The following is a 25,637-nucleotide window of genomic DNA, read 5'->3' as shown; positions in this document are numbered from 1 at the left end:
GAGCCGATTTAATTTGAATCCTATTAGTGTCGTATAATTAGAGGCTCAATGCCAAACCACCCTCTAAGTTATACACTGTTTGATACCCTAGTTGCGTTAGGTTAGCAGCCGCAAGCTTTGATCGGTTACCGCTACGACACAACAATATATATTTACCGCTCTTACTAAGCTGACCTTCCATCAACGCATTAGCCATTCTACTAAGCGGTATATTAAGTGTTTTTATTTCTTTGGTGCGAAACAATTGCGATACATTATTGGCACCATGCTCGTATGGCTCTCTGGTATCAATCAAATACGCATCGTTTTTAGTAAGCATTGCCTTTGCACTATCAAAATTTAATTGCTGAATATATGATTCGGGCAACGCGGTGACATAACCACACAATTGTGACCTTGATTTTTCTTTAGCCTGATCATCCAGCTGTTTTTCAGTAACAAATTCATCAATACTCATTTGGCCGTTTATTAATCCGTTTAATAAAGGTGTTTGTTGTTGCTCTGCCTCCCAGTTCATCGCAAAACATTGTAAATAATCATGTCCTGAACAAATCACACTTGTTTCATCTAGCTGCTCAGCAAGCGCTAGAATAGAATGAGCCATGGCCTTTGCATTGCCACCAGCTAGAGACGTGTTCCCCAAGCCTGCGGGTAATATTAGGTCACCACAAAAGCAATAATTGATATGATTATCTTCATTTTTTAGAACATAACTTACGCTATCTTCACTGTGCCCTGGTGTGGCTATTTTTTCTAATCGTTGGTTATTAAGGTCAATATACGCTGCATGTATTGGCCACCCCAGTTTATCTATTTCAATGTCATCGCATCGACTCCCTAATACACTGCGTAATAAAGTAACGCCGCAATGGCGCTCTTGGTGAGTGTGTGTATTAAGCACTGCCTTAATAGTGAGGTTTTGTGTATTAGCTATTTTTTCTAAACGCGGTATGAGCTCTACAATAGGATCTATAATAATTGCCTGTTTATTCTCACTTACATATAACCAGCAACATGCTCCTTGGTGCCTAAACTGCGTTAAACCAAGCGCGCACACATCTTGGTGAGGGGTTGCGCTATCAGATACTATTAAACAGTTAGCCTGCAAAATGGCTTTTAATGCACGTATAGATTCACACGCATTTGCTATTTCTTCGGCTGTAGCTGCGGGACCAAACGATAGCCTAATTGCATTTTCACTCTGCCATTGCTTAACGCCCATAGCATCAAGCACAAAGCTCGTTGAAGAACCCGTGCTACATGCAGACCCTCCACTGACACGAATACCAGCAGCATCAAATAAATCAATCACTTCTTTACTTGTTAGTTCATTTACCGCAAAGTTGAGCGTTGTTGGTACCGAATGCTCAAAACTATGATTAAACGTAACATCACCAAAAGTATCTTCAATCGCGCATTTTATTTGCGCGCGGTAGCTATTGAGCACATCGATTGGTTTAAACGTTGTATCTGACCTGTCTAGCAGTAAGCTAAATAGTTTATTTAACCCGGCAATACCGGGTAAGTTCTCGGTACCCGAACGCATACCGCTCTCTTGCCCGCCCCCTGCTATAAACGGTGTATAGGCACTGCCAGCTCGTATATATAAAAAACCGATGCCTTTGGGTGCATAAAGTTTATGGCCCGAAAAGGGAGCATAATCTATTGTAGTCGCGCTTAGATTGAGTTGCTTTTTGCCCAATGCTTGAACACAATCGACCATCCACGACACGTCAGGGTTTAAAAAACGGATCGTTTGTTCAATAGCATCTAAATCTTGATACACGCCGGTTTCATTGTTTACTGCCATTGTGCATATCATAAGCGCATTAGGAATGTGTTCTGCAATAAAAGTAAGGTCTAGAATACCCTTACTATTTACCGGAATTGCTAAAATTTTGGCATTAATACCCAATACATCATTCCAATGTTTTAAGGTATTAGGTACCGCTTTGTGCTCAGTTGCACCATACAATAATACTGGATTATCTATTTTATGAGTTTTAGCATTAATGAGTGTAGATACGACAGCGGTTTGAATGCCTTCAGTCGCGCCAGAGGTAAACAAAATATTTCCCTCTTTTGCGCCTATCACTGTTCGTGCGTTTTCACGGGTTTGTTCTAACAAATGCTTAGCTTGAATACCTGTAATGTGTGGGCTTGATGGATTACCAAAGCAAATTTGCATTGTATGAGAAACCACCTGAGCAATGCATGGCAACACCGGCGTTGTTGCATTTGCATCGAGGTATACTTGCTCAGGGCTTAATAAAGAGTCAGACATCTAAAAACGCACCTTATTACTAAAAGATATATCTTATTACCAATATTACATAACTTTAAACGTATTGAGTAATAATCAATTAGTACTGACGGTGCGTTTTCTATGCCTTTTTGAACTAACCCTCTGTCAGTTTATTATTTAGCTCTTCTTGCGTTGAAGACCAAGCGGTAATCAATGCCTTAACAAGCGAAGCCAAAGGAATGGCAAAAAATACCCCCCAAAAGCCCCAAAGACCACCAAAAAACAAAACTGCGACAATTATAAATACAGGATTTAAGTCAACCGCTTCTGAAAATAACAATGGCACGAGTACGTTGCCATCAAGGGCCTGTATAATCCCGTAAATAATCAAAATAGTCCAAAATTGAGTTTCTAATCCAAATTGAAATAACGCCACAGCAGCGACCGGAATAGTCACCAGCGCAGCACCCACAAACGGAATTAACACAGAAAAACCAACTAACACACCTAATAAGGCTGCGTAGCGTAAATCTAAAAATGTAAACGCGATAAACGAAACGCCACCTACAATTAAAATTTCAAACACTTTCCCGCGAATGTAATTCATAATTTGTTGGTTCATTTCATTCCATACTTGCAAAATTAAACGACGCTGTTGCGGAATTAATTTAGCCACACTACCCGTTAACTCTAGCTTATCCTTAAGCATAAAAAACACGAGCAACGGTACAAGCACTAAGTAAATTAACCACGCCACTAAATCTTTTAACGACGTTAATGAAAACGATAAAACCACTTGGCCAAACTCAATAACTTTAGCCTCGACAGTAGCAACAATGCCTTGTACTTGGTCGGCATTTATTAAACTTGGGTATTGCTCGGGTAAGGCAACTAAATACGACTTACCTTGCTCTAACATATGAGGGGTTTCTTGCACTAAGTTACTGGTTTGTTTCCAAAGAACAGGACCAATCACTAAAATTAAAGTAAGCATAACGCCTGTGAATATAAGCATTACGATCACGGTTGCTGTAAAACGGCGTAAACCAAGGCGCTCTAAATGTACAACAGGCCAATCAAGTAAATAAGCAATAACTAATGCCACTAAAACCGGCACAATTAACGAGCCAAAAAAGTACAGTAAGGCAACAGAAACGACTAGTAAAAATAATAAGGTGACCGAATGAGGATCAGAAAATTTTCTTTCGTACCATGTTTTTATATATTCAAACACGTAATGGCTCCACTAATAATAAACCTTTTTGTTTATCTAAGTTGTAACTGTAAGCATATTTTTTTAAATATCGCTCAATATCATCCATGCTCTCATCACTATTTACACTAAAAGTGATGGCTTGCCGTGTAGATAATGCTTCACGTAGCCCTAATTTAAACTGAATAAACTGTTGAGGACATCTATAACTTCGTAAATCTTGGTGTAACATACTCGCTTTACCGATTTATTAAAATGAATAATAAGTCGCATTGCTGTGCATCAGTAGCCAGTAAAATATCAACAAATGTAACTTTTTCTTAAAACAATGCCTGCAATGGTTTATTCTGTAATACATAGTTAGTAGTAAGGACAGGTTAATGTCTCGCACGCATAATAAAGCGCATTTACCAAGTAATCCAACACTCAAAGAGATTAATTGGTATAAAAAGCAAATAAATTGGGGGGAGCTTCCTCCTTTTTATCATTTAGTTGCCTCTTCAGTTAGCGAGTCTGAAGGTGTTTTAGAGCATGGATTTGATAACGCCGTAAAACAACTTATAGACAGACGTAACTGGAATCTAGACATACTCGACGGCTTTGAGGACGATTTAGGTGAGATCCATACTAAACATAAACCTCGTATTGCATTACACCAGGTATTTACAGACAGGGGCTTCGAATTGTGGGCACTGCCTTATGCAAAAGATATTATTGTTGACCAATACATAAAAGATAACCGCTTTATGGAGTTTAGAGTATGGGATCCGCATTCAATGAAAGTGCTTTTAAGGCTAAATCAACTACATAAATTTATTGGTTCTTACTTTGAGCGCGGTGATAAAGCCGATAAAGCCCTCATTTTGCACTCACACAAAGTGGTTCATAAAATTATTACTTTTTTGCAGCGAGAGTTGAACGTAATAAAGATAGATGGAGTCTCAATAAAAGAACTCTACCAATTGTGCGAAAAAGACATCCGTGCAAGCAGTGACGAAATAGACATAGCCAAAATTGCTATTGGCGAGCCAATAAACAAGGAATAAAATGCAGCTAAAATCAGCCTTTATATCTTTATGCAGTGCCGTACTTACATTTAGCCTTCTAGTAAGTGAGCCATTAAAGGCGCAAACTAACTTTAATCTTCCTGATTTGGGAACTTCTGCATTACAAGTACTCCCCCTCGAAAAAGAACAAGCGATTGGGGAAGTAATGATGATGCAAATACGTGGTGGTTCACCGATTATTAACGACCCCGTATTAGATGAATACCTAACTACCATTGGTAGAAAGCTTGTTGCAAACGCAAACGATGTACGTTTTCCGTTTTCATTTTTTTGGATCAATAACTCTGACATTAACGCTTTTGCTTTTTACGGCGGACATGTCGGTGTTCATACAGGCCTTATTGCGCAAGCCGATAGCGAAAGTCAGTTTGCATCTGTACTCGGTCACGAAATCGCTCATGTCACTCAGCGCCATTTAGCACGCAGAATCCAGCAACAACAAGATAACAGCGCAATGACTATAGCGGGGATGATTGCCGGTATTTTAGCAACTATTGTTGCCCCAGACGCTGGTATTGCCATTATATCAGCAAGCCAAACACAATCTGCTTTTAGCCAATTAACACACAGTCGCTCTGCTGAACAAGAAGCTGATCGAATAGGCATGCAAACACTTAATAATGCAGGGTTTGATGCGCGTGCATCTAGCGACTTTTTAACTAAACTGGCTGCACAAATTCGTTATAAGTATAAACCACCTGCATTTTTGCTTACTCACCCACTGCCTGAAAGCCGAGTGTCTGATGTACGTCTTCGTGCTGAGCAGTACCCAAAGCGTCGCTTACCTGCAAGCCTCGAATTTAACCTTGCTAAAAGCCGAGTACTTGCACGTTACGACAACAAACCAGAAAATGCTGAAGCCTTATTTAGAAAACTCCTTCGTGAAAACAGCTACAGCAATACAGCACTTAATTACGGTTTAGCGTTAAGTTTACTTGATCAAGAAAAACTGGATGAAGCAGACACTATTTTAAGCAAGCTATTAAAAAGTGACCCTAAGAATTTATTTTATATTGATACGCAAACTGATCTACTCATAGCGCAAAAAAAAGCCGACGAAGCCGTTTCATTTTTAGCTGAACTACATAATTACCGCCCTAACAATCAAGTAATTACGCTCAATTATGCAAATGCAGCATTAGAAGCTAAGCAATACGAACTTGCTGAAAACGTGCTTAAAGGTTTTTTATTAGAAAAACCAGAGCATAGTTTAGGTAAAGAGCTACTGGCTGACGCGTACAAAAAACAAGACAAATTGGCGGCCTATCACGAGGCAAACGCTGACGTGCTATCTCAATACGGTGCTTACATGAAAGCCGCTGATGAAATCCAAAAAGCGCTTAACTTCGTAGAATCAACAGAGTTAATAAAACAGCAGCGATTAAAAGCATTACTTACTCAGTACCGCCGTTTACAAAAAGAGCTTGCAAGGCTTTAAGTCTGCAAGCTGTTGCCCTAAAATAGAGGCAATTAACACTATGGAAACTTTTATGTCTGTTACTATTTATCATAATCCGCGTTGTTCTAAATCGCGTGAAACACTTGCCCTTTTACAAAGTAAATCAATTGAGCCCACCGTTGTTGAGTATTTAAAAACGCCTTTAACATCTGATCAAATTACTACACTTATAGAACAACTTGGTTTTAGCTCTGCTCGTGATTTAATGCGTACAAAAGAAACCGAGTACAAAACGCTAAATTTAAAAGACGAAACAAACGAAACCACGCTTATAAACGCCATGGTTCAGCATCCAAAATTAATTGAACGCCCTATTGTTGAACACAATGGTAAAGCCGCAATTGGTCGCCCACCAGAAAACGTTTTAAGCGTTTTATAATGAGTACAACCATCGTGGTACTTTACCACTCGAGCCATGGCTCCGTTGAAGCAATGGCCCATGAAATAGCTGAGTCAATAGAGCAACAAGGCGCAACAGCCCTACTGAGAACGTTTGTAGCTAAAAACCCGCACGACATTGTCATTAGTAAAGATGACCTTATACAGTGTGATGGCTTGGCTTTTGGTACACCTACCCGATTTGGTATGATGGCCTCTCAAGCCAAAGCATTTTGGGAAACCACCAGCGAGCTATGGCTCAAAGGCCAACTAATTGATAAACCCGCATGTGTGTTTTCATCGTCAAGCAGTATGCATGGTGGTAATGAGGCCACACTGCTTAATTTATCATTGCCCTTACTACACCACGGAATGATGCTACTTGGTGTACCTTACGATGTGCCCGAATTATTAGGCACTCAAACTGGCGGTACCCCCTATGGCGCTACGCACGTTGCCGGTAGCAACAATAGTGCCCAGTTAAGTAAAGACGAAATTAAAATATGCCAAAGCGTTGGTATACGCCTGACAAAAATTGCGAGTAAACTTCAATGAACACAGCGCAACCCCCTGCTAAAAAGCCAATAACCGTAAAATTTCAACGCATTGCTTTAATTGGCTATATTGGCCTGCTCATTTTAATGCCATTATGGATGTACTTTGTGCCGCCTCAAGAAGGCCCGCTCGATGTTATGTCGTTATTTGTACCTATAATTCCTCTATTACTTCCACTCAGAGGTATTATAAAAGACAGTACTTATACCTATGCTTGGGCAAACTTTGTTGTTATGCTTTATTTTATTCATGGCTTAACTATGCTTTGGGTTGCACCTGATGAGCTGATTTGGGTTTTACTTGAGTTGTTATTTGCATCTTTCATGTTTATTGGGTGCACTTATTATGCAAGGCACCGCGGGCAAGAGTTAGGCTTAAAAATTCGCAAACTAAAAGAAGATTTAGCTGACGAAAAAGCCGCTAACGAACTTAACAAGTAAAATAAAAAAGCGCGTTTACTATTGAATAAACGCGCTTTTTATACATTTTAAATACGTATTAACTATTTAAACCAATTCACTTAGTGCAGCCAACGTCACTATACCCGCTAAACCTAGCTGAGCTAATAAGCTCAATAACGAAAAGCCCCTCAATACAAATAAACCCCAAGGGTGTTTTATATGTGGATACAAAGCGCAGCGCTTTAAGCTCATAGCAAAGAAAAAACAAATCACCGTAACCATAGTTAAACCAAGCGTCAGTTCACTTTTTATGGTCAGCGCTTCATCAAAAAAGAAAAATAACTGTAATGGCAATAATAAAGTCACAATAGCATGTAAAACATGCACTTTTTTAATGCGATCAAATTGCCCTTCTGGGGATAGCTCTTTAATTCCAAAATCACGCTCTAGGCATTTAACTAGGTTTTGCGCTTTAATGCTCACAGCCAATCGGTAGCAACTTAGGCCCTCGTTATTACGCGCTCTAAAATCAAAGCCTGCTTTTATTAGCATCACCATTAACGATTCATTTTTAGAGAGCACAGCATAATGCAATGCAGTATTACCAAGGCTATCAAGGGCTTTTTTATCTTGCTGAGGTAATAAGGTTTGCACAACGTTTACAAAACCACGCTCTGCCGCCCACATGAATGCTGTTTTACCGTTATCATCAGCTAGTGTGCCGGTTGCACCTTGCTCAATAAAGCGCATAGCCATTGTTTGCTTGGCCGTTTTTTTACGTAAATGTGTTAGGAGCGCTTGCTCAAGTAAAACCACAGAATCAACATCAGGCGATACTTGTTTCAATAAAGTAAAATAGTCTTTACCCATTGCTACTTTGTCACTTGCAAGCCCACTTAACACTTCTAAGTCAGCAATTGACTCAGGTATGAAGTGACTTAAGCGATCTCTAAAATCAACTTCTTTCCATAGCGATAACGCATCAACAGCACTAAGCTTACTGCCATTATTTAAAGCATGTTCAATGAGTGTAAAATAGCGTTTGCTAAAAAATAAATTAAATAATGAAAGCGGTGTTTCAACTGCATTTTGTGCGGCAACACTTGCGTATTTTTCTAAACGCTGACACAACAAGAGCACTAAGCTCTCTGGAGTATATTCGTTATCGTAAAAGTGGGTTTTCATTGCGCCTACGTATGCCTGTGCATCTTCGTCGTATTCACAAATATGTTGAAAATAGCATTCTTCAAAAGGTTCAAGCGGTGTTAACCACGCCAAATAATAAATCGGGGGCAAAACAGTGGTACACACACCATCGTCTTCATTGGTAGAACGACAAGCTGGCCAAGCTTCTAAAGCATCTAAAATAAAGGCACCGTTTTGCTCTACAAGGCCTTTAATGAGTAACGGATATTCCTTTGGCCAAATCAGTACATTTTCCATTAAACAACACAACTCCAGTGTAGCTTGGGTAAGTGGTCAGGTTATAGCAGCTTTCAGCTGACACCACGCTTAATCAAAGAGGCGATATTCTAGCACACCCAGATCGCCACGCTAGAACAAAGTAGATGAATAATGAAAAATATAAAAGCAGCCAAGTAAGTAATTACATGGCTGCTTTTTAGGTTGGAGTTGGGCTTAATCTCTTCCACACAAAAAGATTAATTATTTATTCTTTAACTCGCTAATTACTTGGTCAATGCCTACATCTGAAATGCGCTGAATTATCTCTTTTTGCTTAGCACTTAAAAGCGAAATACCCTCGGCTACAATATCATACACCTTCCATTGGTTATCTTTACCTAGCCGTAACTTAAAGCTTAAATCAATTGTGGGGGCGTTAGGCTCTATAATTTGCGTATTAACCGTGGCATATTCTGAATCGCTTTGTGCATTATTATGCTCAAAAACCACTTTTTGGCCTGTGTATTTCATTAATGCACCGGCGTATGTACCAGTTAAGTAATGCTCAACCGCGTCAATAAAATCAACAGCTTGTTGGCGCTCAATGCCTTTAATGTGTTTACCTAATAGTTTAAAAGACACAAACTTAATATCAATATGTGGCATTAAACGTTTTTCAACAATTCCCGACATTTCACTTTTACTGGCATTACCTTTACTGTTCACTTTTCCTATATCAGCAAAAAGGGTGTCTGCAACAGACTCTAATAGTATATCTGGTGATTGCTGAGCTTGTGCATAAAGCGATGTGCTTAAAAATGCGGTAGCAATTAAAAATAGTTTAATAAGTTTCATAATATTTTTTGTTTGTGTGATTAAGTTAAGGCTAATTTACGTCATTAATACGCAATAAAAAAGGCACAAATAAGCAACTTATTAATGCCCAAAAAGCACCAATGAATTAAGTAATTAATTTTCAATAAGTTAATAAAACCTATTAACACACCGTATACATCCCCATTTTCTCTCGCCTTGAATTTATAACCTCCCCACCCTCATCATTTGTTTTTTCGATAAACCAACTATCAGCGAGCAGCTATGAAATCCTTTTTTAAAATACTTATTTTAATAATCGCCTCACTTTTTATTAATAACACCGCATTAGCGCAATCAAACCATGGCTACGCAGTCGACTTACTTAAAGGCACGGGTAATATAAATGGAATAAAATTAGCTTATCAATACCATATGCCAAAAATGCAAAACTTAGTTGGAGATACCCGCTTTTATATCGAAACCAGTGTAAACCTGTGGGAATTTGCGCATAACCACCACTCACAATCTAACTTGGTATTAGCGGTATCGCCTGTATTGCAGTTTCCAGCATTTAGTTTTAATAACACCCCGTTTTATGTTGAAGCAGGCATTGGTGTTTCACTTATTGACGATACACAGTTTGGTGGTAAAAATTTAAGTAGCCATTATCAATTTGAAGATCGTATTGGACTCGTTGCCGACTTAGGCGATACAAACATTGCTTTGCGAATTATTCATTATTCTAATGCGGGGTTTCAAAAGCCCAATCCAGGCCTTGATTTTATGACCTTATCGGTTGCCAAGCGATTTTAATACTCTCTGATTTGTTTGCTGGTAATTACTATTTAAAAACGTAAAATAATCAGCAAACAAAAACTGAGAAATTAAAATGCAAACATGGCAAGTAATCCTCATTGTGGTGATGGTATTTGGTGTTGTAATAGGAAATATTGCCTTAATAAAACACAGTGCTAATATGGAATTTAAAAAGTCAGACTCGCACTTAAAAAACAAACAAGACACAAAAAAGCCCTGATAAATCAGGGCTTTTAATTTAAAAAATAAGCTTAACCTACAAGCCAATGTGCCATTAACGAAATAATTGGCAATGTTATAAGTGTTCTGAGAATAAATATGACGAACAGCTCAACAATGTTTACTGGGATTTTACTTCCTAATAGCAGCGCCCCCACTTCAGACATATAAATAAGCTGAGTCACACTCATCGCGGCAATGATAAAGCGTGTTACATCACTCTCAATAGTCCCAGCTGCAAGGATTGAAGGGATAAACATATCGGCAAAACCAACCATGATTGTTTGTGCTGCAGCCTCAGCTTCAGGCACTTGCAACAATTCTAAAAATGGAATAAACGGCATACCTAAATATTGAAATAGCGGCGTATATTCTGCAATGATTAATGCAAATGTACCCACTGCCATAACAACAGGTAATACAGCAAATACCATATCAAGTGCGTTGTGTACGCCTTCTTTTAATGTCCCCACTACACCCGGCGATTTATCTGCCTTGGCCAGCGCTATATCTAAAGAATGACCCACTAATGATTTACCTTCAGGCACCAGCTCTGCGTTTGCGTCAGGCTCTGAGCCATCAATAAGTAAATCTTTTTTAAACCTAAGCGGTGGCAAGCGCGGCACAATAATAGCGGCAGTAATACCTGCCAAGCACACCGTTAAATAAAACGGAGCAAATAAATACTCAAGCTTTACTTGGCCAATAACCACTAAACAAAACGTAATTGAAACAGCAGAAAATGTAGTACCAATAACAGCGGCTTCGCGTTGTGTGTAGTATTTATCTTCGTATTGGCGCGCAGTCATTAATATTCCCACACTGCCATCACCTAACCACGATGCCACACAGTTAACGGCACTTCGCCCTGGAACGCCAAATAACGGGCGCATTACTTTAGTTAATAATGTACCTACCAACTCAAGCAACCCAAAGTTAAGTAACAAAGGAAGTAAAAGTCCTGCCAGTATAAATACCGAAAACAACACAGGAAGTAAGTCGTTTAACACGAGTGCCCCTGTATTTTCAGACGTTATCGCATGCGGCCCCACGCCTGAAAAGGTCATTAATACAAATGCAGTACCAAATAAACGCGTAAGCAACCAAACCCAACTAACATTAAATAAGTGGTTTAAAAGTGGTACTTTACAAATCACTTGAGGCTTAAAAACACTTACAATGAGTGAAAACGCACCCGTTATACAAATTATGGCAGTAATAATGGCTTGTGCTGTATCTGCAAAAAATACTTGCATGGCTTTGGCCATCATTGCAATAGGAATGGTCATTGCTTCACCGCTCGACACCGGCGTCATAAACAAAAAAACACCAATTAGCGAAGGCACAAGGAACGCAAACCAAGTACGCCAATTGTACTGAGGTGAAGTTGATAATTGAGACATATTTTTAACCTATAAAAACCACAAAAAGAGCTAAGCGCTCTTTTTGTGGTAAAACGTATTATTATTTATATTTTAATGCCGCGCTTAATAAGTGCTGCTTCTAGTGCTTGCTGTAAACCATTCATGGTACCTGGCTCTAGCGTTTCGCCTTTATCGTCCATCCAGGTTAAGCTTGTGCCACCTTGCTTGGTTTTACTCACTAAAATTTGGTATTGGCCTTCATCTATTGGTAATTGCGCAACATCGTCGCCCCAAATCGAATCCCACATACTGCTTTCCGGTGCTTTATAGTCAGCTGTAATTAAACCTGTATCTTGGTTTATTTCAACAATAGTAAACGACAAACGCTCTAAAAAGCCTGAAAAACGATCAAATACCGCATCGTAAGACTGCTCAGTAACCAGTGCTGCATTACCTTTATTGTCAAAGCCCATTTCTAAAGAAATAATACCTTGGCGCTTGCGCATATCTACTTCAAGCTGGCGATAGCGGTAATCAAATTCAGTAATAACTTGGTTAAGTGCACGCACTTCTAATTGCTGTTTAAGCAAGTCTGTAAGTGTTGTATCACCTTTAAAATCGATTAGCTCAGCACGTAAAGAAGCTGTACGTTCATGCGATTTTTTTTCAATAGAAAATCTAAAACGTTGCAGGTCATCGTTCTTTTCATCGCCCCACAACCAGCTTTCTTCGGTTTTAATAATTGCGTACCAATCGGTTTCAATAATGCCAAGTAGCTTATCTTCTTTGGTAGTAGCGGTGTTGTTTTCAGCTAAAACAGCTTTAATTGAATCCCAAATAAAGTCATCTAAATCAACAATACCATCGTTTTTATCAAAATATACGCGTGCTAAATTATCAGCCTCTTCGACCCAGCTGCCTTTTGCTACAGTGAGTACTTGAGCTGGTGGACGATAATTGGTTGCGTCTGGATTATTGTTATATTGACCTACTTCCATTTTATAAACTGGATCTTGAGCCGGCTGAGATAAAGACGCTGGCGCTTTTACTGGCTCGTGCGCGCGGTAATTACGTTCATTATGCGCATCGTTAACAAATACACTACACCCTGATAAACTTACCAATACACTTACTGCAAGTGCTTTTGGGATCCAATACTGCACAGATAATTCTCCTTAGCATACCCTTTAATTGTTTTAACAAATATATGAGTGGGTTATGCCGATTTGGTTCAGTGTAAAATCAATATTAACTTTACATTTTTATTTGGCTGCTTAATTGCAATAAAGTTCAGCACCTCAACTTAGAAAAAACTAAGGGCAAATAAGCAAATTTTAACTATGGTACTTTCCTGTGCTAGTAAAAACAAGAAACACCGTACTTTAAACGCGCTTAATTAGCCCGCATTGTAGTTTACACACTGTTTTGTGTTAAACTTCGCCGCCGAGCAAGTCCTCGAGTGTATTTAGTAGTGTTATCCATTGCGTTGTTATAACCCTTGTAACTTAGGTATTTTAACCCATGACTGCATTTTCAAATCATCAAATTGTGTTAACTGCTATCGGCGAAGACAGGCCTGGTATTGTCAGTGAACTTACGCAATTAGTTAGCGACTGTCACTGCAATATTATTGACAGCCGCATTGCCATTTTAGGCTGCGAGTTTACCTTTATAATGTTATTGCAGGGTGATATGTCGGCCATTAGCCGAATTGAACATGTGTTACCAACCAAAGCAATGGAACTTGGCTTGTTAACCATGATGAAACGCACAACCAGCCATACTCCTAGCGAGTTTTGTGCCGGTTACACATTAGAATACACGGGTATAGATACCCCTGGTACGCTAAGCAAAGTGACACGCTTTTTTGCCGATAACCACATCAGCATTTGTTCTTTAAAGTCAGATACGTTTAATGAAGAAACTGACACTAAAATGCGCTGTGAAGTAGAATTTAATATCCCCATAGATGTAGACATAGATAAATTTAAAATTAGTTTTGAGAGCCTTTCTCATACCCTAAACGTAGATTATATTTTTAAACGCATTCGTTAAGGAAATAGCATGAACACAATTAGTCCATTACAAGCTGGTGATACAGCACCCGCTTTTAGCTTACAAAACCAAAACGACGAAACAATCACATTAAGTGAATTGTTAAAAGAACAACAAGTACTTGTGTACTTTTACCCTAAAGCGTCTACACCAGGTTGTACCGTGCAAGCAGAAAACCTGCGCGACCAACAAGCTGAGCTTGCTAAATTTAACACCCGTGTTGTAGGCATCAGCCCAGATCCAATTAAGCGCCTTAAAAACTTTGAAACTAAAAAAGAGCTTAACTTTGATTTACTCGCCGATGAAGATCACGCCATTGCAGAAGCATTTGGTGTATGGGGCTACAAAAAGTTTATGGGTAAAGAGTACGACGGTATTCACCGCTTAACGTTTTTAGTAGGCCAAGACGGTAAAATTAAACACTTATTTGATAAATTTAAGACCAAAGATCATCACCAAGTGGTGCTTGATTATTTGGCAGCAGAATAAGCTAGCTAACTACGACCAAAAAAATACATAAAGCGTTGCCCTAGAGCAGCGCTTTTTTATGTTATTTACTAAATAACGTGGTTAAATAAAGCATCTTCGAAAAATAAATAAACAACTGCACGTTTTGAATTTAAAGTTACAGTTTGTTCCTTTTTGTTTTCACCAATACGCTTTATTAGGTTACTCATATATGAGACAAGAATTAAGAACTAAAATCATTGAAGTATGTGATAAAAAAATTGCCAGTAAAGGTGATAATGTAGGTCTGTCTTTCTACGCTTTTTTTGCTAATAAAAACAACAATCCTGAACTTTTAATGGAAGCTGCTACTTGGTGGATTCAAACTCATCAGTTAGATCACTTCGTTAAAGCTAATAAAATAAAACAGATGATGCTGAGTAATTTATAAGCCCTAAAGTGTTCATATTCAATGTGCATAATGCTTTAAGCAACAGTTAAAAGCGCGATTTAAAGTCTCTAAATCAAGGAGTGTGTATGTCTTTTGTAAAAAAGCTATTTCGGTGGTCACGAGGCAGGCAAAAATCGGGCTATGATAAAATGCTGCTTTGTGGTGCATTTTGGCCCATAAAGTTTGATGTGTATTTATTAAAGTTCCCAAAAGGAAGTGAAATACCACCGCACACTGATCTTGTTAAGGATGGTCAGCATTACAGACTAAATATTGTGTTAAAAAAAGCGGATATAGGCGGAGAGTTTATTTGCTCTAGCCTCATATTTGAAACAGAAAGGATCAAGTTATTTCGCCCTGATATCAGCAGGCACCAAGTATCAAAGGTAGAAAAAGGTAACCGATATATACTAAGTATTGGCTGGATAAAAAATACTTAGTCAAAAACTCCCCTTAAAGTGCACTTTAATCTAGTACTCACCATCTTTCACGGTATAGTCTATTGATATATTGAGCATAAAAAACTAAATATAAGGATTTAAATTTGAAAAAGGCAGTTAGGTTTAAAGCGTATTTAGTGGCTTTAATCACATGTATTATTGGGTTTCAGTTTTCGCCGGCAAGTAATCAGTTTTATGCAAACCCGTTTTATATTGGCGGTATTATTTTTGCAATCGTACTAATTGTGAATGTTATTAATTACTTCTGCCCAAAGTGTAAGAAAAACCAGGTAATGCAATCAGCTACTAGCTATCGCCTGCCAACAAATAATTGCTATCACTGCAGGGAAGAAATTAACTAACATTGTCGGATGGCGCTTTGCTTATCCGACCTACGTGTTTAAATAAGCTTGTTAGAGTTTGATATAAAGAGTGCTTGGAAAGAGTGAGCATTGAAGTTGCTGTGTTGGGTTTCGTTTCACTCAACCCAACCTTTTATCTACAGAATATAACTTAACGCAGAGCAGCTTATCGCTTACAGCTAACCACTTAAAGCCGCCTTTGCGCTTTAACTAATTCCTAAATACTTGTGTACTTGTATTGATAGGCGCCAGTTTTTGGCAATACAGGTGTCGATTGCTAATTTGGTTGCTGATACTTTTTGGCTAATTGGCTGTAAGTAAACAAGCTTTGGGTTAACACCTGTTTTAGCAAATAGCTCTTCTAACTCTTCTACGTGCTTTTGCATTGCAACGGGATGTTTAATTTCGTTGGCGCGTTTCATGGCGCTGGTAAGTACTTCATAACCGCCGCGCATGTTTATTTTAGGCGATACCGTGACCCATGTTTGTTCAGGGGCGAGTATTTCAAACGTGCCGCTGGTCTCTATTTGTGTGGTAAAGCCATTATCGTGCAATAGCTTACATACTGGGTTTAAATCGTACATACATGGCTCGCCGCCGGTAATTACAACATGCTTGGCTGTGTAGCCACGTGATTTAAACAGCTCAAGTACTTGCTCGGCGCTGGCATCGGCCCAATGATCTGAGTCGGCTTTTTTCTCTACGGTTTCGTCAAGAGACACTTTGTATACGTTGTCTACATCCCATGTTTGTTTTGTGTCGCACCACGAACACCCTACAGGGCAACCTTGCAGGCGTAAAAATATTGAGGGTGTGCCAGTAAAGCTTGCTTCACCTTGAATGGTTTCAAACACTTCATTAATTTTGTACAAAAGAGATCTCACTTACTACCTAGTAGCCAAATTGCTACTATTAAAGACGAAAAAGCGCTGTGCAAAAATTGTTATTTAAGCTGCGGCCGTGTAGTATATCGCGCCCTGATATAAACCTCTATTAAAACTAAGAGCAAAACAGATATGACGCAAAAAGTAGTTGTTATTTATTCCGGCGGTATGGACTCATTTACCGTATTAAATAAAGCCCTGCAACAAGGCCATGATGTATATGCCCTCTCATTTGACTATGGTCAGCGTCATGTAAAAGAGCTTAAAGTTGCTGCGCAAGTATGTGAAAAGCTTAATGTTCCACACAAAATAGTTGATATTTCAGCTATTAATCAGCTTATTGGTGGCTCATCATTAACCGATAACATTGATGTACCAGAAGGCCATTACGAAGAAGAGAGCATGAAGAGCACGATTGTGCCAAATCGTAATATGATTTTGCTCTCGCTTGCAGTTGGTTACGCAGTATCACTTAAAGCAAGCCAAGTTTATTACGGTGCTCATTCTGGGGATCATGCTATTTACCCCGACTGCCGCCCTGAGTTTGTGAAGAAAATGGATGATGTGTGTCGTATAGCTAATTATGATGCCGTTGAAATTTTTAGCCCATATCTTAATAACACCAAAATTGATATTTTAACTGACGGTATAAAAATGGGTTTAGATTACAGCCAAACATGGACTTGTTATAACGGCCGTGAAAAGGCCTGTGGTAAGTGTGGTGCGTGCCAAGAACGTTTAGAAGCATTTGCACTGAACAATATTACAGACCCATTAGAATACGAATAAGCAACACATAGTTACCCATTTAGGTACTAGAAAAAGGCTATGTTACATAGCCTTTTTTATTGCACAACAAATTAAATAAATAGCACTTTTACACTCTATAGCCAGCGCCTTACGCGAGCTTTATAGATAGTAAATTCATCACCAAATAATTTAGTAAGCGCACGTTCTTCTGGCATTATTTGAAACAACGTTAAATAGCCAATAAACCCAATAACACCTAACATTGCCCAAACAGAGCTTAACCACACACCCCACCCAGCTAAAATAAATGCAAATCCTAAATACATGGGATTACGTGAAATTCGGTAAATACCGCTGGTAACTAATTTTGATGCCTGTTCTGGTTTATTGGGGTTTACTGTGGTTTTGGCTAGCTTAAAGCTCACAACACCCGCAACACAGCTTGCACAACCAATAATAACTAAACTTGCCGCCAAGTAGGCAACAAATACAGTAAAGTCAATAACACTGTAATGCGCTATAAGCGCCATAATGCCTGCAAAAAATAGAACAACTATAACGGGAGGTATTTTATTATTTAGCATAATAACTCTCTGATAAAATTAGTTTATAAAATAGTGTGTTAGTAACTATATGGCGATTGATTTTACATTAAACAACCCTGTTACTGTATAAAGTATGAACACCAGACAAAAAGCACTGATGCACATGTTTATAGCCACAGTGTTAATTGATTGATTTCAAATCGTCACTCTTTACAAATAAAGTTACAATTGTCAGCTTTATCTAAATTGAAGAAAGCGTATACTTTAAAAATAAAATATAAAAGGAATATAGTTATGTCTGGTACTACGATGATTGTGCTAATTGTGCTTATATCTGTGGGTTCGGGTGTGGTTTACGATATGTATAAAAAGCATTTAGAGTTTAAACATAAAATGCAAAACAACAATAGCGATGCTCATAAACAACTTGCTGAAACAAAAGCAGAAGTGGTTGCACTAAGAGAACGTGTACAAACACTCGAAGCCATTGTGACCGACTCAAACTTTAACGTTAAGCAAGAAATCAACAAACTGTAAGCGTTGTTAAACGCTTACTTATTCGCTAAGGCCATTAAAGGTAGTTTGGGTATAAATGGGCATTTTCTGGTTGCTCTATTCCATGGGCTGCTAAAAACCCACCTATAGCTTGTCCACACCCCTGAGGTGCTCGCCCGCTGTCTATTTCGAAGTTTAATTGATTAGCTTCTTGCTTACCCATTGAGCACAAATCAACTGTATTTGGTGAGCGCATTGCAATGCTTAACTTACCAATACTTTCTACCGCCACATTTTTACTAAAGCGGGCAAAACCTTGATACTTAAACTGCTCATTTACGTAGTCGTTGCTAGTATTAACTAAGGCTGTAATAAAACCATGTAAAAAGTGGTTAGTAGACGAACCCGTAGTTAAAAACGCAATTGTTTTGTTATTAAATTCATTAAGCTGAGCGTTGTCGCAATGAAGCTTTACTGTATACAAGTGTTGCTGCTCGTTTATAACTTGATGGCTAGTAAGCTCAACAGTCGAGTCAGCAAAAACAATACGGCTGATTAAATCATTAATGTCATTATTGTGCTGAGCTTGTATGACTAGTTCAGGGTTTTGCGCCATGACAGGTAAGTCGTGGTGATTATTAAATGGTGTGCTAATTGCACCATTTTGTTTTAACTGAAACAACTCTCTTACTTCGTGCTCACGCGCTACTTTTAAAGCTAAAAAAGCAGTTTGAATAAGTTCTGAAGTGGGCAAGTTTTCTTCTACTATCCAGCGCCTACCAAATAGCAATTTTTTTGCTTTATCGGCATTTTGATGGCCACTTTTTTTGTAGTTGTCAGGGCTTAGTACTGCAACTTGTAGGTATATTTCATCGCCTTTTTGTGCAGCAAGAACTCTAAAGTGCGCCGAAAACTCTATGCTTTCGAGCACTTCATTTACACTTTCAAGTGTATGCTTGTAACGTAAAAAATGCTGTGGAACGACCCAATTATTATTAGCTAATTGCACAAGCGGCGCATAGGGAATTGGCTGCTCGTAGCTATGTTGCCATTTTTTGTCGTTACTGAGTAACGTATTTAGGTGACTATTTTTATCTGACATAAATAAACCAAATAAACTCGCACTGGGCAAGATATTAACTGTGCTTACATTACGTGTTTTGTTATGTAATTAGATCACAGCCGCCCGACAAAATTGGGCTTTTTTAACTATCGTATAGACTTTGATAGTCGCTTATAACTTTTTGATAATAAAGCTCATCTTTATTGAGCATTTTATTATAATGATTTAACAGTCGTTGAATGTAAGCCGTATGCTGCTTATTATTTAAGTCCCACATGGCATCACCTGTTTTACTTACCGTTTGGTTGCTTTTAAAGCTAACCTCTATGAGTTCGTATATACGGTTTTTATCGCTTATAATGTGCTCACTATGCAAACCCAAATTAAGCGTGTGTAAACCACTGCGCAGTAAATAGGTGTGGTGAATTGGGCATAAAATAAATCGCACATGCTTTACAGACTCTGGCGAGTTGTTAGCTATTATTTGCTGCACTAAACGCAGCGCTAATTCACCACCTATACCCGCTATAACCACTACCTGATTTGTTACATCATCAAGCTTTATACTTCCAACGTCCTGACACAAGACCTGCCATTCAGGCTTTTTATCACCAGGCGTCCTTAATTTTTTGTTACGTGTAAGCGTTGCCTCAAGGTCGGCCATGACATTGGATAAAATATCAACAAACATGACCTTATCCGCAGCTGAGCGCTTTAACAAAGCCATTCCCAAATAGCCATGATCGCAGCAGCAATCCCAAATAGTGTTTTGCTGGCGAGTGATCAGCGCTTCAATCGCAGCCAGTCGTTTACTGAGCTTCATTTAATCAGGCGAATGTGACATTTTATAGACAAGCGCTTTTAAACTTTTATCACTGTCTATTTCAATAAAGCGTGCGGTAGGTGCAAGGCGCTCTACAAATTCAATCGCACCTTGTGTGTGCTCAGCAATAAGTGCTTTAAATGCATCCTCAGTTAGCTCGGGGCTATTGGCGCATAAGAGTAATTTAGTTGTTTGATTAAGTAACTCAGGGAGCCTACGAAGCACTTTTTGGTAATCTTTAGTTAAAATAAAGCTACCTTTTTGAAAACTTGGTGGATCAACAATAATCAGATCAAACGGGGCCGCTTTTTTTAATTTACCAAACGACTTTAAAATATCGTGAGGTAAGTAACTCACGCCTTTGTCAAAGCCATTTAACTGATGGTTTTGCTTACCTACTTTGAGTACTCCTTTGCTCATATCCATATTCATTACGTGATCAGCGCCGCCCTGCATTGCTGCTAACGAAAAGCCGCACGTGTACGAAAATAAATTAAGTACTTTGCCATGCTTACTATTGGCCATTACAAACTCACGGCCGCTTCGCATATCTGGAAAAATCCCCGTGTTTTGGCGGCTTTGCAAATCAACTAAAAAGCGAATTCCGTTTTCGGTTACTGTATGCGGATTAGGAAGCGCTCCAAACATAACGGTATTTTGGCTTTGTACACCTGCGCGCTGCTGATAAACAAGCGAGGTAATTAACTCTGGGTAATGCGCTTGCGCCCATTGCCAAAGTGTTTCGGTTAGCTGATTAAGCGTGTTGTCGTCTATTTCATCGTAAGAGACTAAAAATAAGCTTGGCGGATAAAAATCTAAATTTAAGTGGCTTAATGCCTCAATACTATGGCCTCGCCCGTGAAAAACACGACACAGTTCGTTATTTAAAATAGGGGCACTCTCAAGTGCCGTGATAAGAGGCGTAAAATTTATAGTCATTTTTTAATTAATCAACTGTTGTTGTAGTTCGTGTATTTCGTCGCGCACAGAGCCCGCCTTTTCAAATTCTAAATTACTCGCATACGCGTGCATTTTAGTTTCAAGCTGCTTGATTTGCGTTGCAATTTCTTTCGCACTCAGCACCTTTTTAGACTCTTTACGAATAAGTTGTAGGTTATCTTTAGGGCCAGCTTCTTCGCCTACATCCATCACATCAAGAATCTTTTTGGCTAAAGCACGTGGCTCTATGCCGTTATCTATATTGTATTGATGTTGAATTTCGCGCCTGCGGCTTGTTTCATCTATCGCTTTTGCCATAGATTTAGTCACTTTATCGCCATATAAAATAGCACGGCCATCTAAGTGACGCGCGGCACGACCAATAGTTTGAATAAGCGAGCGAGTTGAACGTAAAAAGCCTTCTTTGTCAGCATCCAGTATGGCAACCAGTGCCACTTCAGGCATATCTAAACCTTCTCTTAGTAAGTTAATGCCTACTAGCACGTCAAACACCCCTGCGCGTAAATCACGAATTATCTCTACGCGCTCAACAGTATCTATGTCTGAATGCAAATAACGAACTTTTACGCCGTGTTCACTTAGGTAATCGGTTAAATCTTCAGACATACGTTTAGTAAGCGTAGTCACTAATACGCGCTCACCTTTTTCAACACATTGGTATATTTCTGATAATAAATCATCTACTTGGTCGCCAACAGGCCTTACTTCTATAAGCGGGTCTAAAAGTCCTGTTGGACGAATAATTTGCTCTGCAACTTCCCCGCCACTGCGCTCCATTTCAAAGTCACCAGGCGTTGCCGATACATAAATGGTTTGCGGAGCAATGGCTTCAAACTCTTCAAACCTAAGTGGGCGATTATCCATGGCTGAGGGCATTCTAAAACCATACTCTACAAGGTTTTCTTTACGGCTTCTGTCACCTTTGTACATGGCACCAATTTGCGATACCGTTACATGAGATTCATCAATAATCATTAATGCGTCATCAGGCAGGTAATCAAGCAATGTTGGTGGCGGATCGCCAGGGGTTCGCCCTGATAAATATCGACTGTAGTTTTCTATTCCCGAGCAATAACCCAACTCGGTCATCATTTCTATATCGTACTGAGTGCGCTGCGCAATACGCTGCTCTTCTACCAATTTATTGGCACTGAGTAATTGAGCTCTTCTATCTTTTAGTTCTATTTTAATATTTTCGATTGCGCCAAGAATTTTTTCTCGCGGAGTTACATAGTGCGTTTTAGGATAAATAGTGGCACGCACAATATGTTTTTCAACAGCACCTGTCAGCGGATCAAAAATACTCAAGCGCTCTATTTCGTCGTCAAACATTTCTACCCGCACTGCATATGTTTCTGACTCTGCCGGGAATATGTCGACCACTTCGCCGCGAACTCGGTAAGTACCACGGCTAAACTCTATGTCGTTACGGGTATATTGTATTTCGGCTAAGCGGCGAAGCATGTCACGCTGGTCAACTTTTTCGCCTACTTTTAAAAGCAACATCATTTTCATGTATGACTGGGGGTCACCCAAACCATAGATAGCCGAAACCGATGCAACAATAATGGTATCGCGGCGTTCAAGAAGTGCTTTAGTAGCACTTAAACGCATTTGTTCTATGTGCTCATTTATTGAGGCATCTTTTTCGATAAACGTATCGCTCGATACAACATAGGCCTCTGGTTGGTAATAGTCGTAATAAGAAACAAAATATTCAACGGCATTTTTAGGAAAAAACTCTTTCATTTCACCATAAAGCTGCGCAGCCAACGTTTTATTGTGGGCCATAATAATTGTTGGGCGATTTAAGTCGCTAATAATATTAGCCATGGTGAAGGTTTTACCCGTACCTGTAGCCCCTAACAATGTTTGATGAGCAAGCCCGGCCTCTAAACCTTCGCACAACTGCTTTATTGCGGTGGGTTGATCCCCTGCTGGTTTAAACTGTGATTTTAACTGAAAATGATCACTCAACTATTGCACTCCTGTAACGACTGACTGCTCAAAGACTCAAGCTCTTTTATAAACCATTTATACGCCACCAATGCGGTAAATAAATTACCGACAGCAGCACCTATAAATAATCCCGTTAACCCTGCAAAATGACTACCTAAATAAGCAAACGGAACATAGAAAACAAACAACCGAATAATACTTAAAAACAGCGCGTTCATTGGTTTATGCAAAGCATTAAACGATGAGTTCGATAATATGATCACACCTTGCAGGCCATAACTAAGTGGAATGATATAAATAAAAAGTTTAATTACATCTATTACCGCTTGCTCTTTACCAAATAACTGACTTATAACGCCAGAAAAAATAATCAGTAAAATATAAATCATGAACTGCCAAACCATGACGAACTTCAAGGTACCTATGTATGCATCTTTCACTCTACATAACTTTCCAGCCCCAAAATTTTGACTAACAAATGGAGGGAGTGTCATTGATAAGGCAAGCACTAAAATACTTGCAATAGACTCTATTCTGCTACCAACACCAAACGCGGCAACAGCCTCAGGGCCATGATTAGCAACAAGTGCAGTCATAACTGCCATTGCAATAGGCGTGAGCATATTAGCACCTGCAGCCGGCACACCTATTTTTAAGATTTTTCGGATTGCCCCCACAACCGTTTGTGAGCCTGCTTTTAAGCTAAGTAGTCGCTTTTTTACAGTTAATATATATAAAATAATCACAACTGCTACAGCCCAAGCTATTACACTTGCAATCGCAGCTCCTTGAATACCCATAGCAGGTATAGGGCCAAAACCAAATATCAGCATTGGGTCAAGTAATGCATTTATTAGCCCAGCCCCTCCCATTACAATACTTGGCGTTTTAGTATCGCCACTGGCACGTAATACGGAGTTACCAATCATTGGTGTGATCAAAAATACACTGCCAATAAACCAAATATTCATGTAGTCATGAATTAACGGAAGCACCTGCTGTCCTGCCCCCAATAATGTAAATACAGGGTCAATAAGTAGATAACCAATAAGCGATAACGCAAGCACCAATACAACAGCCACCATTATAGAGATGCTGGCATCAAATCGGGCTTCATCTATTTTGTTACTGCCTAATGCTTTTGCAATGACAGCTGAAGTACCTATTCCTAACCCTATAGCCAAACTAATTACAGTAAATGTAACAGGGAATGTAAAGCTCACTGCCGCAAGGGGCTCAGTACCTAACAAACTAATAAAAAAGGTATCAACAATATTAAACATCATTAACATGATCATGCCAAAAATCATTGGAACAGTCATGGTTTTCAACGTGGGCAAGATGGGATCATTGAGTAAATCTGGGCGAGTCTTGGTATTTTGTGTTACGCGCATGAAATAAATAGCCTCTTTTACTGAGTTGATTATTTTAAAGCATCAGGGCAATTCAAGCCACGGATTTATCAATAGATTTAATGCAATAAAACTGCTTAAAGTGCGCCTTGGAAGTAAACATTGCTTTTTAAACGGTTTTGTTAAAACAGCGGCTTAACGCGTCAAAAAACAATTAAGACACATAATTGTTACTTTTATTACAAAACACACGCGTTACCTGATGCTTTTTTGCACAAATCTCCTTTTTGATTTATCGTAACGAAAAATTCCACTCATCGTATCACACACAATAAAACAAAAACTTTAAACCATTGTTTTTAAAAGAAATAAAAATAATGATTTAAAAGCTTGAAATCGTTGTAGCACTCTAAATTACTGGTGCTGCTGATGTTCTTAAAGTTTCATAAACAGAGTTATCCACAGAAACCGTGGATAACTCATTGGACCCCGCATTTATAAAGGGTTTAAGAGAGATACATTTTTACTACTAACTTAAAAAGTGATGAGATTTGCTTTTTTAGTGTTTTATAACCTTTGCAAACCTATTTCATCAGGTTAGTAAATTTTATTTGCAATGTGATTATTAAGCTAACCTGTTTTCAGCATTTATAATTGCAAGTTATTGATTGTATTATTTATGAGCACCTTTGCTTTTACTTGCATATATGGTTAGGTGCTAAAATTACAAATGTTTAAAAAGCATACGCTTTAGATTTTATTACTTAGGATTAAAAATACCCTAACGTCAGGTTTTTGAGTATAAATAGCTAAAACGAAGAGTCAGTACTTTTAAATTTTGTGTTTTACACAGACCAAATCATTTCAAAGTCGTATTTTATTTACTCAATTGGCTATAGCAAACGATCACTTAGCGCTAGTTTACCACTGATGGTTTTATTGAAAGGCCAATAAATGGTTTCAAATAAAGCTATAAAACACGCAGATTGCACATAAAAACAACGAATAAACCTCTTTTTTTAATTTATGACTTTTATATGTTGACACTTTGCAGCGCGGTCATTAATATTTCGCCCCGTTGAAAGGCAAGACGCTTCCCCCTTAGCTCAGTTGG

At 38.8% G+C, this 25,637-nt stretch carries 27 protein-coding genes; 13 read left to right on the top strand and 14 right to left on the bottom strand.

The window, feature by feature from the left end; translation table 11 throughout:
- Positions 1–37: 37 nt before the first annotated feature.
- From CWB65_RS07600 to CWB65_RS07590, 3 genes are all read right to left on the bottom strand, one after another.
- Positions 38–2,284 carry an aminotransferase class V-fold PLP-dependent enzyme gene (locus CWB65_RS07600; protein ID WP_138740325.1) on the bottom strand — a complete coding sequence of 749 codons (2,247 nt, stop codon included), beginning with the start codon at positions 2,282–2,284 and terminating at the stop codon, positions 38–40.
- 115 nt (positions 2,285–2,399) lie between these two features.
- Positions 2,400–3,479: an AI-2E family transporter gene (locus CWB65_RS07595; RefSeq protein WP_138740324.1), complete on the bottom strand. Its 1,080-nt coding sequence runs from the start codon at positions 3,477–3,479 to the stop codon at positions 2,400–2,402.
- On the bottom strand, positions 3,472–3,690 hold the full coding sequence (locus CWB65_RS07590) for a sulfurtransferase TusA family protein (RefSeq protein ID WP_138740323.1): 219 nt from the start codon (positions 3,688–3,690) through the stop codon (positions 3,472–3,474). Before CWB65_RS07590 ends, CWB65_RS07595 begins: the two co-directional genes overlap by 8 nt.
- 148 nt (positions 3,691–3,838) lie before the next feature.
- Here CWB65_RS07590 and CWB65_RS07585 point away from each other — a divergent pair, with 148 nt between their 5' ends.
- Genes CWB65_RS07585 through CWB65_RS07565 form a run of 5 tightly spaced genes read left to right on the top strand, consistent with a single transcriptional unit; the run spans position 3,839 to position 7,357 of the window.
- The gene (locus CWB65_RS07585; protein WP_138740322.1) at positions 3,839–4,504 is read left to right on the top strand and encodes a hypothetical protein; all 666 of its coding nucleotides are present in this window, start codon (positions 3,839–3,841) and stop codon (positions 4,502–4,504) included.
- A gap of 1 nt (position 4,505) precedes the next feature.
- Positions 4,506–5,963, top strand: coding sequence for a beta-barrel assembly-enhancing protease (gene bepA, locus CWB65_RS07580; RefSeq protein WP_006792335.1), 1,458 nt, complete (start codon positions 4,506–4,508; stop codon positions 5,961–5,963).
- 52 nt (positions 5,964–6,015) lie between these two features.
- Complete coding sequence (gene arsC / locus CWB65_RS07575; protein WP_033019120.1) at positions 6,016–6,363, top strand: arsenate reductase (glutaredoxin); 348 nt, start codon at positions 6,016–6,018, stop codon at positions 6,361–6,363.
- Positions 6,363–6,917 (top strand): NAD(P)H:quinone oxidoreductase, encoded by a 555-nt coding sequence (wrbA, locus tag CWB65_RS07570; protein WP_006792333.1) that lies wholly within the window; start codon positions 6,363–6,365, stop codon positions 6,915–6,917. Before arsC ends, wrbA begins: the two co-directional genes overlap by 1 nt.
- Positions 6,914–7,357, top strand: a complete 444-nt coding sequence (locus CWB65_RS07565) for a DUF2069 domain-containing protein (protein ID WP_138740321.1) — start codon at positions 6,914–6,916, stop codon at positions 7,355–7,357. Before wrbA ends, CWB65_RS07565 begins: the two co-directional genes overlap by 4 nt.
- Positions 7,358–7,423: 66 nt before the next feature.
- Here CWB65_RS07565 and CWB65_RS07560 read toward each other — a convergent pair whose 3' ends face one another.
- On the bottom strand, positions 7,424–8,761 hold the full coding sequence (locus CWB65_RS07560) for an ankyrin repeat domain-containing protein (RefSeq protein WP_010557549.1): 1,338 nt from the start codon (positions 8,759–8,761) through the stop codon (positions 7,424–7,426).
- A gap of 222 nt (positions 8,762–8,983) precedes the next feature.
- Positions 8,984–9,577, bottom strand: coding sequence for an MlaC/ttg2D family ABC transporter substrate-binding protein (locus CWB65_RS07555; protein ID WP_138740320.1), 594 nt, complete (start codon positions 9,575–9,577; stop codon positions 8,984–8,986).
- A 243-nt stretch (positions 9,578–9,820) separates the two neighbouring features.
- Between CWB65_RS07555 and CWB65_RS07550 the strand changes: the two genes are divergently transcribed.
- Together CWB65_RS07550 and CWB65_RS07545 are read left to right on the top strand one after the other, a co-directional pair.
- Positions 9,821–10,351 (top strand): acyloxyacyl hydrolase, encoded by a 531-nt coding sequence (locus tag CWB65_RS07550; protein ID WP_138740319.1) that lies wholly within the window; start codon positions 9,821–9,823, stop codon positions 10,349–10,351.
- Between the two features lie 76 nt (positions 10,352–10,427).
- Positions 10,428–10,574, top strand: a complete 147-nt coding sequence (locus CWB65_RS07545) for a DUF2897 family protein (protein WP_006792328.1) — start codon at positions 10,428–10,430, stop codon at positions 10,572–10,574.
- 31 nt (positions 10,575–10,605) lie between these two features.
- Here CWB65_RS07545 and CWB65_RS07540 read toward each other — a convergent pair whose 3' ends face one another.
- Both CWB65_RS07540 and bamC read right to left on the bottom strand, forming a co-directional pair.
- A complete protein-coding gene (locus CWB65_RS07540) occupies positions 10,606–11,976 on the bottom strand; it encodes a YjiH family protein (protein ID WP_138740318.1) in 1,371 nt (456 codons plus the stop codon).
- A 65-nt stretch (positions 11,977–12,041) separates the two neighbouring features.
- Complete coding sequence (gene bamC, locus CWB65_RS07535) at positions 12,042–13,100, bottom strand: NlpB/DapX family lipoprotein (protein WP_138740317.1); 1,059 nt, start codon at positions 13,098–13,100, stop codon at positions 12,042–12,044.
- 358 nt (positions 13,101–13,458) lie between these two features.
- On the opposite strand from bamC, the gene CWB65_RS07525 reads away from it, so the two are divergent.
- The 4 genes from CWB65_RS07525 to CWB65_RS07510 all read left to right on the top strand — a co-directional run bounded on the left by CWB65_RS07525 (position 13,459) and on the right by CWB65_RS07510 (position 15,330).
- Positions 13,459–13,992, top strand: a complete 534-nt coding sequence (locus CWB65_RS07525; protein WP_008129801.1) for a glycine cleavage system transcriptional repressor — start codon at positions 13,459–13,461, stop codon at positions 13,990–13,992.
- Between the two features lie 9 nt (positions 13,993–14,001).
- Entirely contained in the window at positions 14,002–14,481 is a 480-nt protein-coding gene (gene bcp / locus CWB65_RS07520) for a thioredoxin-dependent thiol peroxidase (protein ID WP_008129802.1), read from the top strand.
- 190 nt (positions 14,482–14,671) lie between these two features.
- The gene (locus tag CWB65_RS07515; RefSeq protein ID WP_138740316.1) at positions 14,672–14,890 is read left to right on the top strand and encodes a DUF6500 family protein; all 219 of its coding nucleotides are present in this window, start codon (positions 14,672–14,674) and stop codon (positions 14,888–14,890) included.
- An 86-nt stretch (positions 14,891–14,976) separates the two neighbouring features.
- Positions 14,977–15,330, top strand: a complete 354-nt coding sequence (locus CWB65_RS07510; RefSeq protein ID WP_010557543.1) for a 2OG-Fe(II) oxygenase family protein — start codon at positions 14,977–14,979, stop codon at positions 15,328–15,330.
- Positions 15,331–15,898: 568 nt separating this feature from the next.
- Here the strand turns inward: CWB65_RS07510 and queE are convergent.
- Entirely contained in the window at positions 15,899–16,564 is a 666-nt protein-coding gene (gene queE, locus CWB65_RS07500) for a 7-carboxy-7-deazaguanine synthase QueE (protein WP_010557541.1), read from the bottom strand.
- 144 nt (positions 16,565–16,708) lie between these two features.
- On the opposite strand from queE, the gene queC reads away from it, so the two are divergent.
- The gene (gene queC / locus CWB65_RS07495; RefSeq protein ID WP_010557540.1) at positions 16,709–17,365 is read left to right on the top strand and encodes a 7-cyano-7-deazaguanine synthase QueC; all 657 of its coding nucleotides are present in this window, start codon (positions 16,709–16,711) and stop codon (positions 17,363–17,365) included.
- A gap of 95 nt (positions 17,366–17,460) precedes the next feature.
- On the opposite strand, the gene CWB65_RS07490 is transcribed toward queC, so the two are convergent.
- Positions 17,461–17,910 (bottom strand): methyltransferase family protein, encoded by a 450-nt coding sequence (locus tag CWB65_RS07490; RefSeq protein ID WP_006792319.1) that lies wholly within the window; start codon positions 17,908–17,910, stop codon positions 17,461–17,463.
- Between the two features lie 255 nt (positions 17,911–18,165).
- Between CWB65_RS07490 and CWB65_RS07485 the strand changes: the two genes are divergently transcribed.
- Positions 18,166–18,408: a hypothetical protein gene (locus CWB65_RS07485; protein WP_138740315.1), complete on the top strand. Its 243-nt coding sequence runs from the start codon at positions 18,166–18,168 to the stop codon at positions 18,406–18,408.
- A gap of 34 nt (positions 18,409–18,442) precedes the next feature.
- Here CWB65_RS07485 and CWB65_RS07480 read toward each other — a convergent pair whose 3' ends face one another.
- The 5 genes from CWB65_RS07480 to CWB65_RS07460 all read right to left on the bottom strand — a co-directional run bounded on the left by CWB65_RS07480 (position 18,443) and on the right by CWB65_RS07460 (position 24,565).
- Positions 18,443–19,468, bottom strand: coding sequence for a hypothetical protein (locus CWB65_RS07480; RefSeq protein WP_138740314.1), 1,026 nt, complete (start codon positions 19,466–19,468; stop codon positions 18,443–18,445).
- Between the two features lie 103 nt (positions 19,469–19,571).
- Positions 19,572–20,252, bottom strand: coding sequence for a tRNA (adenine(22)-N(1))-methyltransferase TrmK (locus CWB65_RS07475; RefSeq protein ID WP_138740313.1), 681 nt, complete (start codon positions 20,250–20,252; stop codon positions 19,572–19,574).
- The gene (locus CWB65_RS07470) at positions 20,253–21,191 is read right to left on the bottom strand and encodes a class I SAM-dependent methyltransferase (RefSeq protein WP_138740312.1); all 939 of its coding nucleotides are present in this window, start codon (positions 21,189–21,191) and stop codon (positions 20,253–20,255) included.
- 3 nt (positions 21,192–21,194) lie between these two features.
- Positions 21,195–23,189, bottom strand: coding sequence for an excinuclease ABC subunit UvrB (gene uvrB, locus CWB65_RS07465; protein ID WP_138740311.1), 1,995 nt, complete (start codon positions 23,187–23,189; stop codon positions 21,195–21,197).
- A complete protein-coding gene (locus CWB65_RS07460) occupies positions 23,186–24,565 on the bottom strand; it encodes an MATE family efflux transporter (RefSeq protein WP_138740310.1) in 1,380 nt (459 codons plus the stop codon). The genes uvrB and CWB65_RS07460 overlap by 4 nt, the downstream gene beginning before the upstream one ends.
- Positions 24,566–25,637: the final 1,072 nt, after the last annotated feature.

The organism is Pseudoalteromonas sp. S554 (genome assembly GCF_005930865.1).
GTDB lineage: Bacteria > Pseudomonadota > Gammaproteobacteria > Enterobacterales > Alteromonadaceae > Pseudoalteromonas > Pseudoalteromonas marina.
Note: the sequence above shows the minus strand (reverse complement) of the source record. Positions and strands in the feature narration are given on the sequence as shown.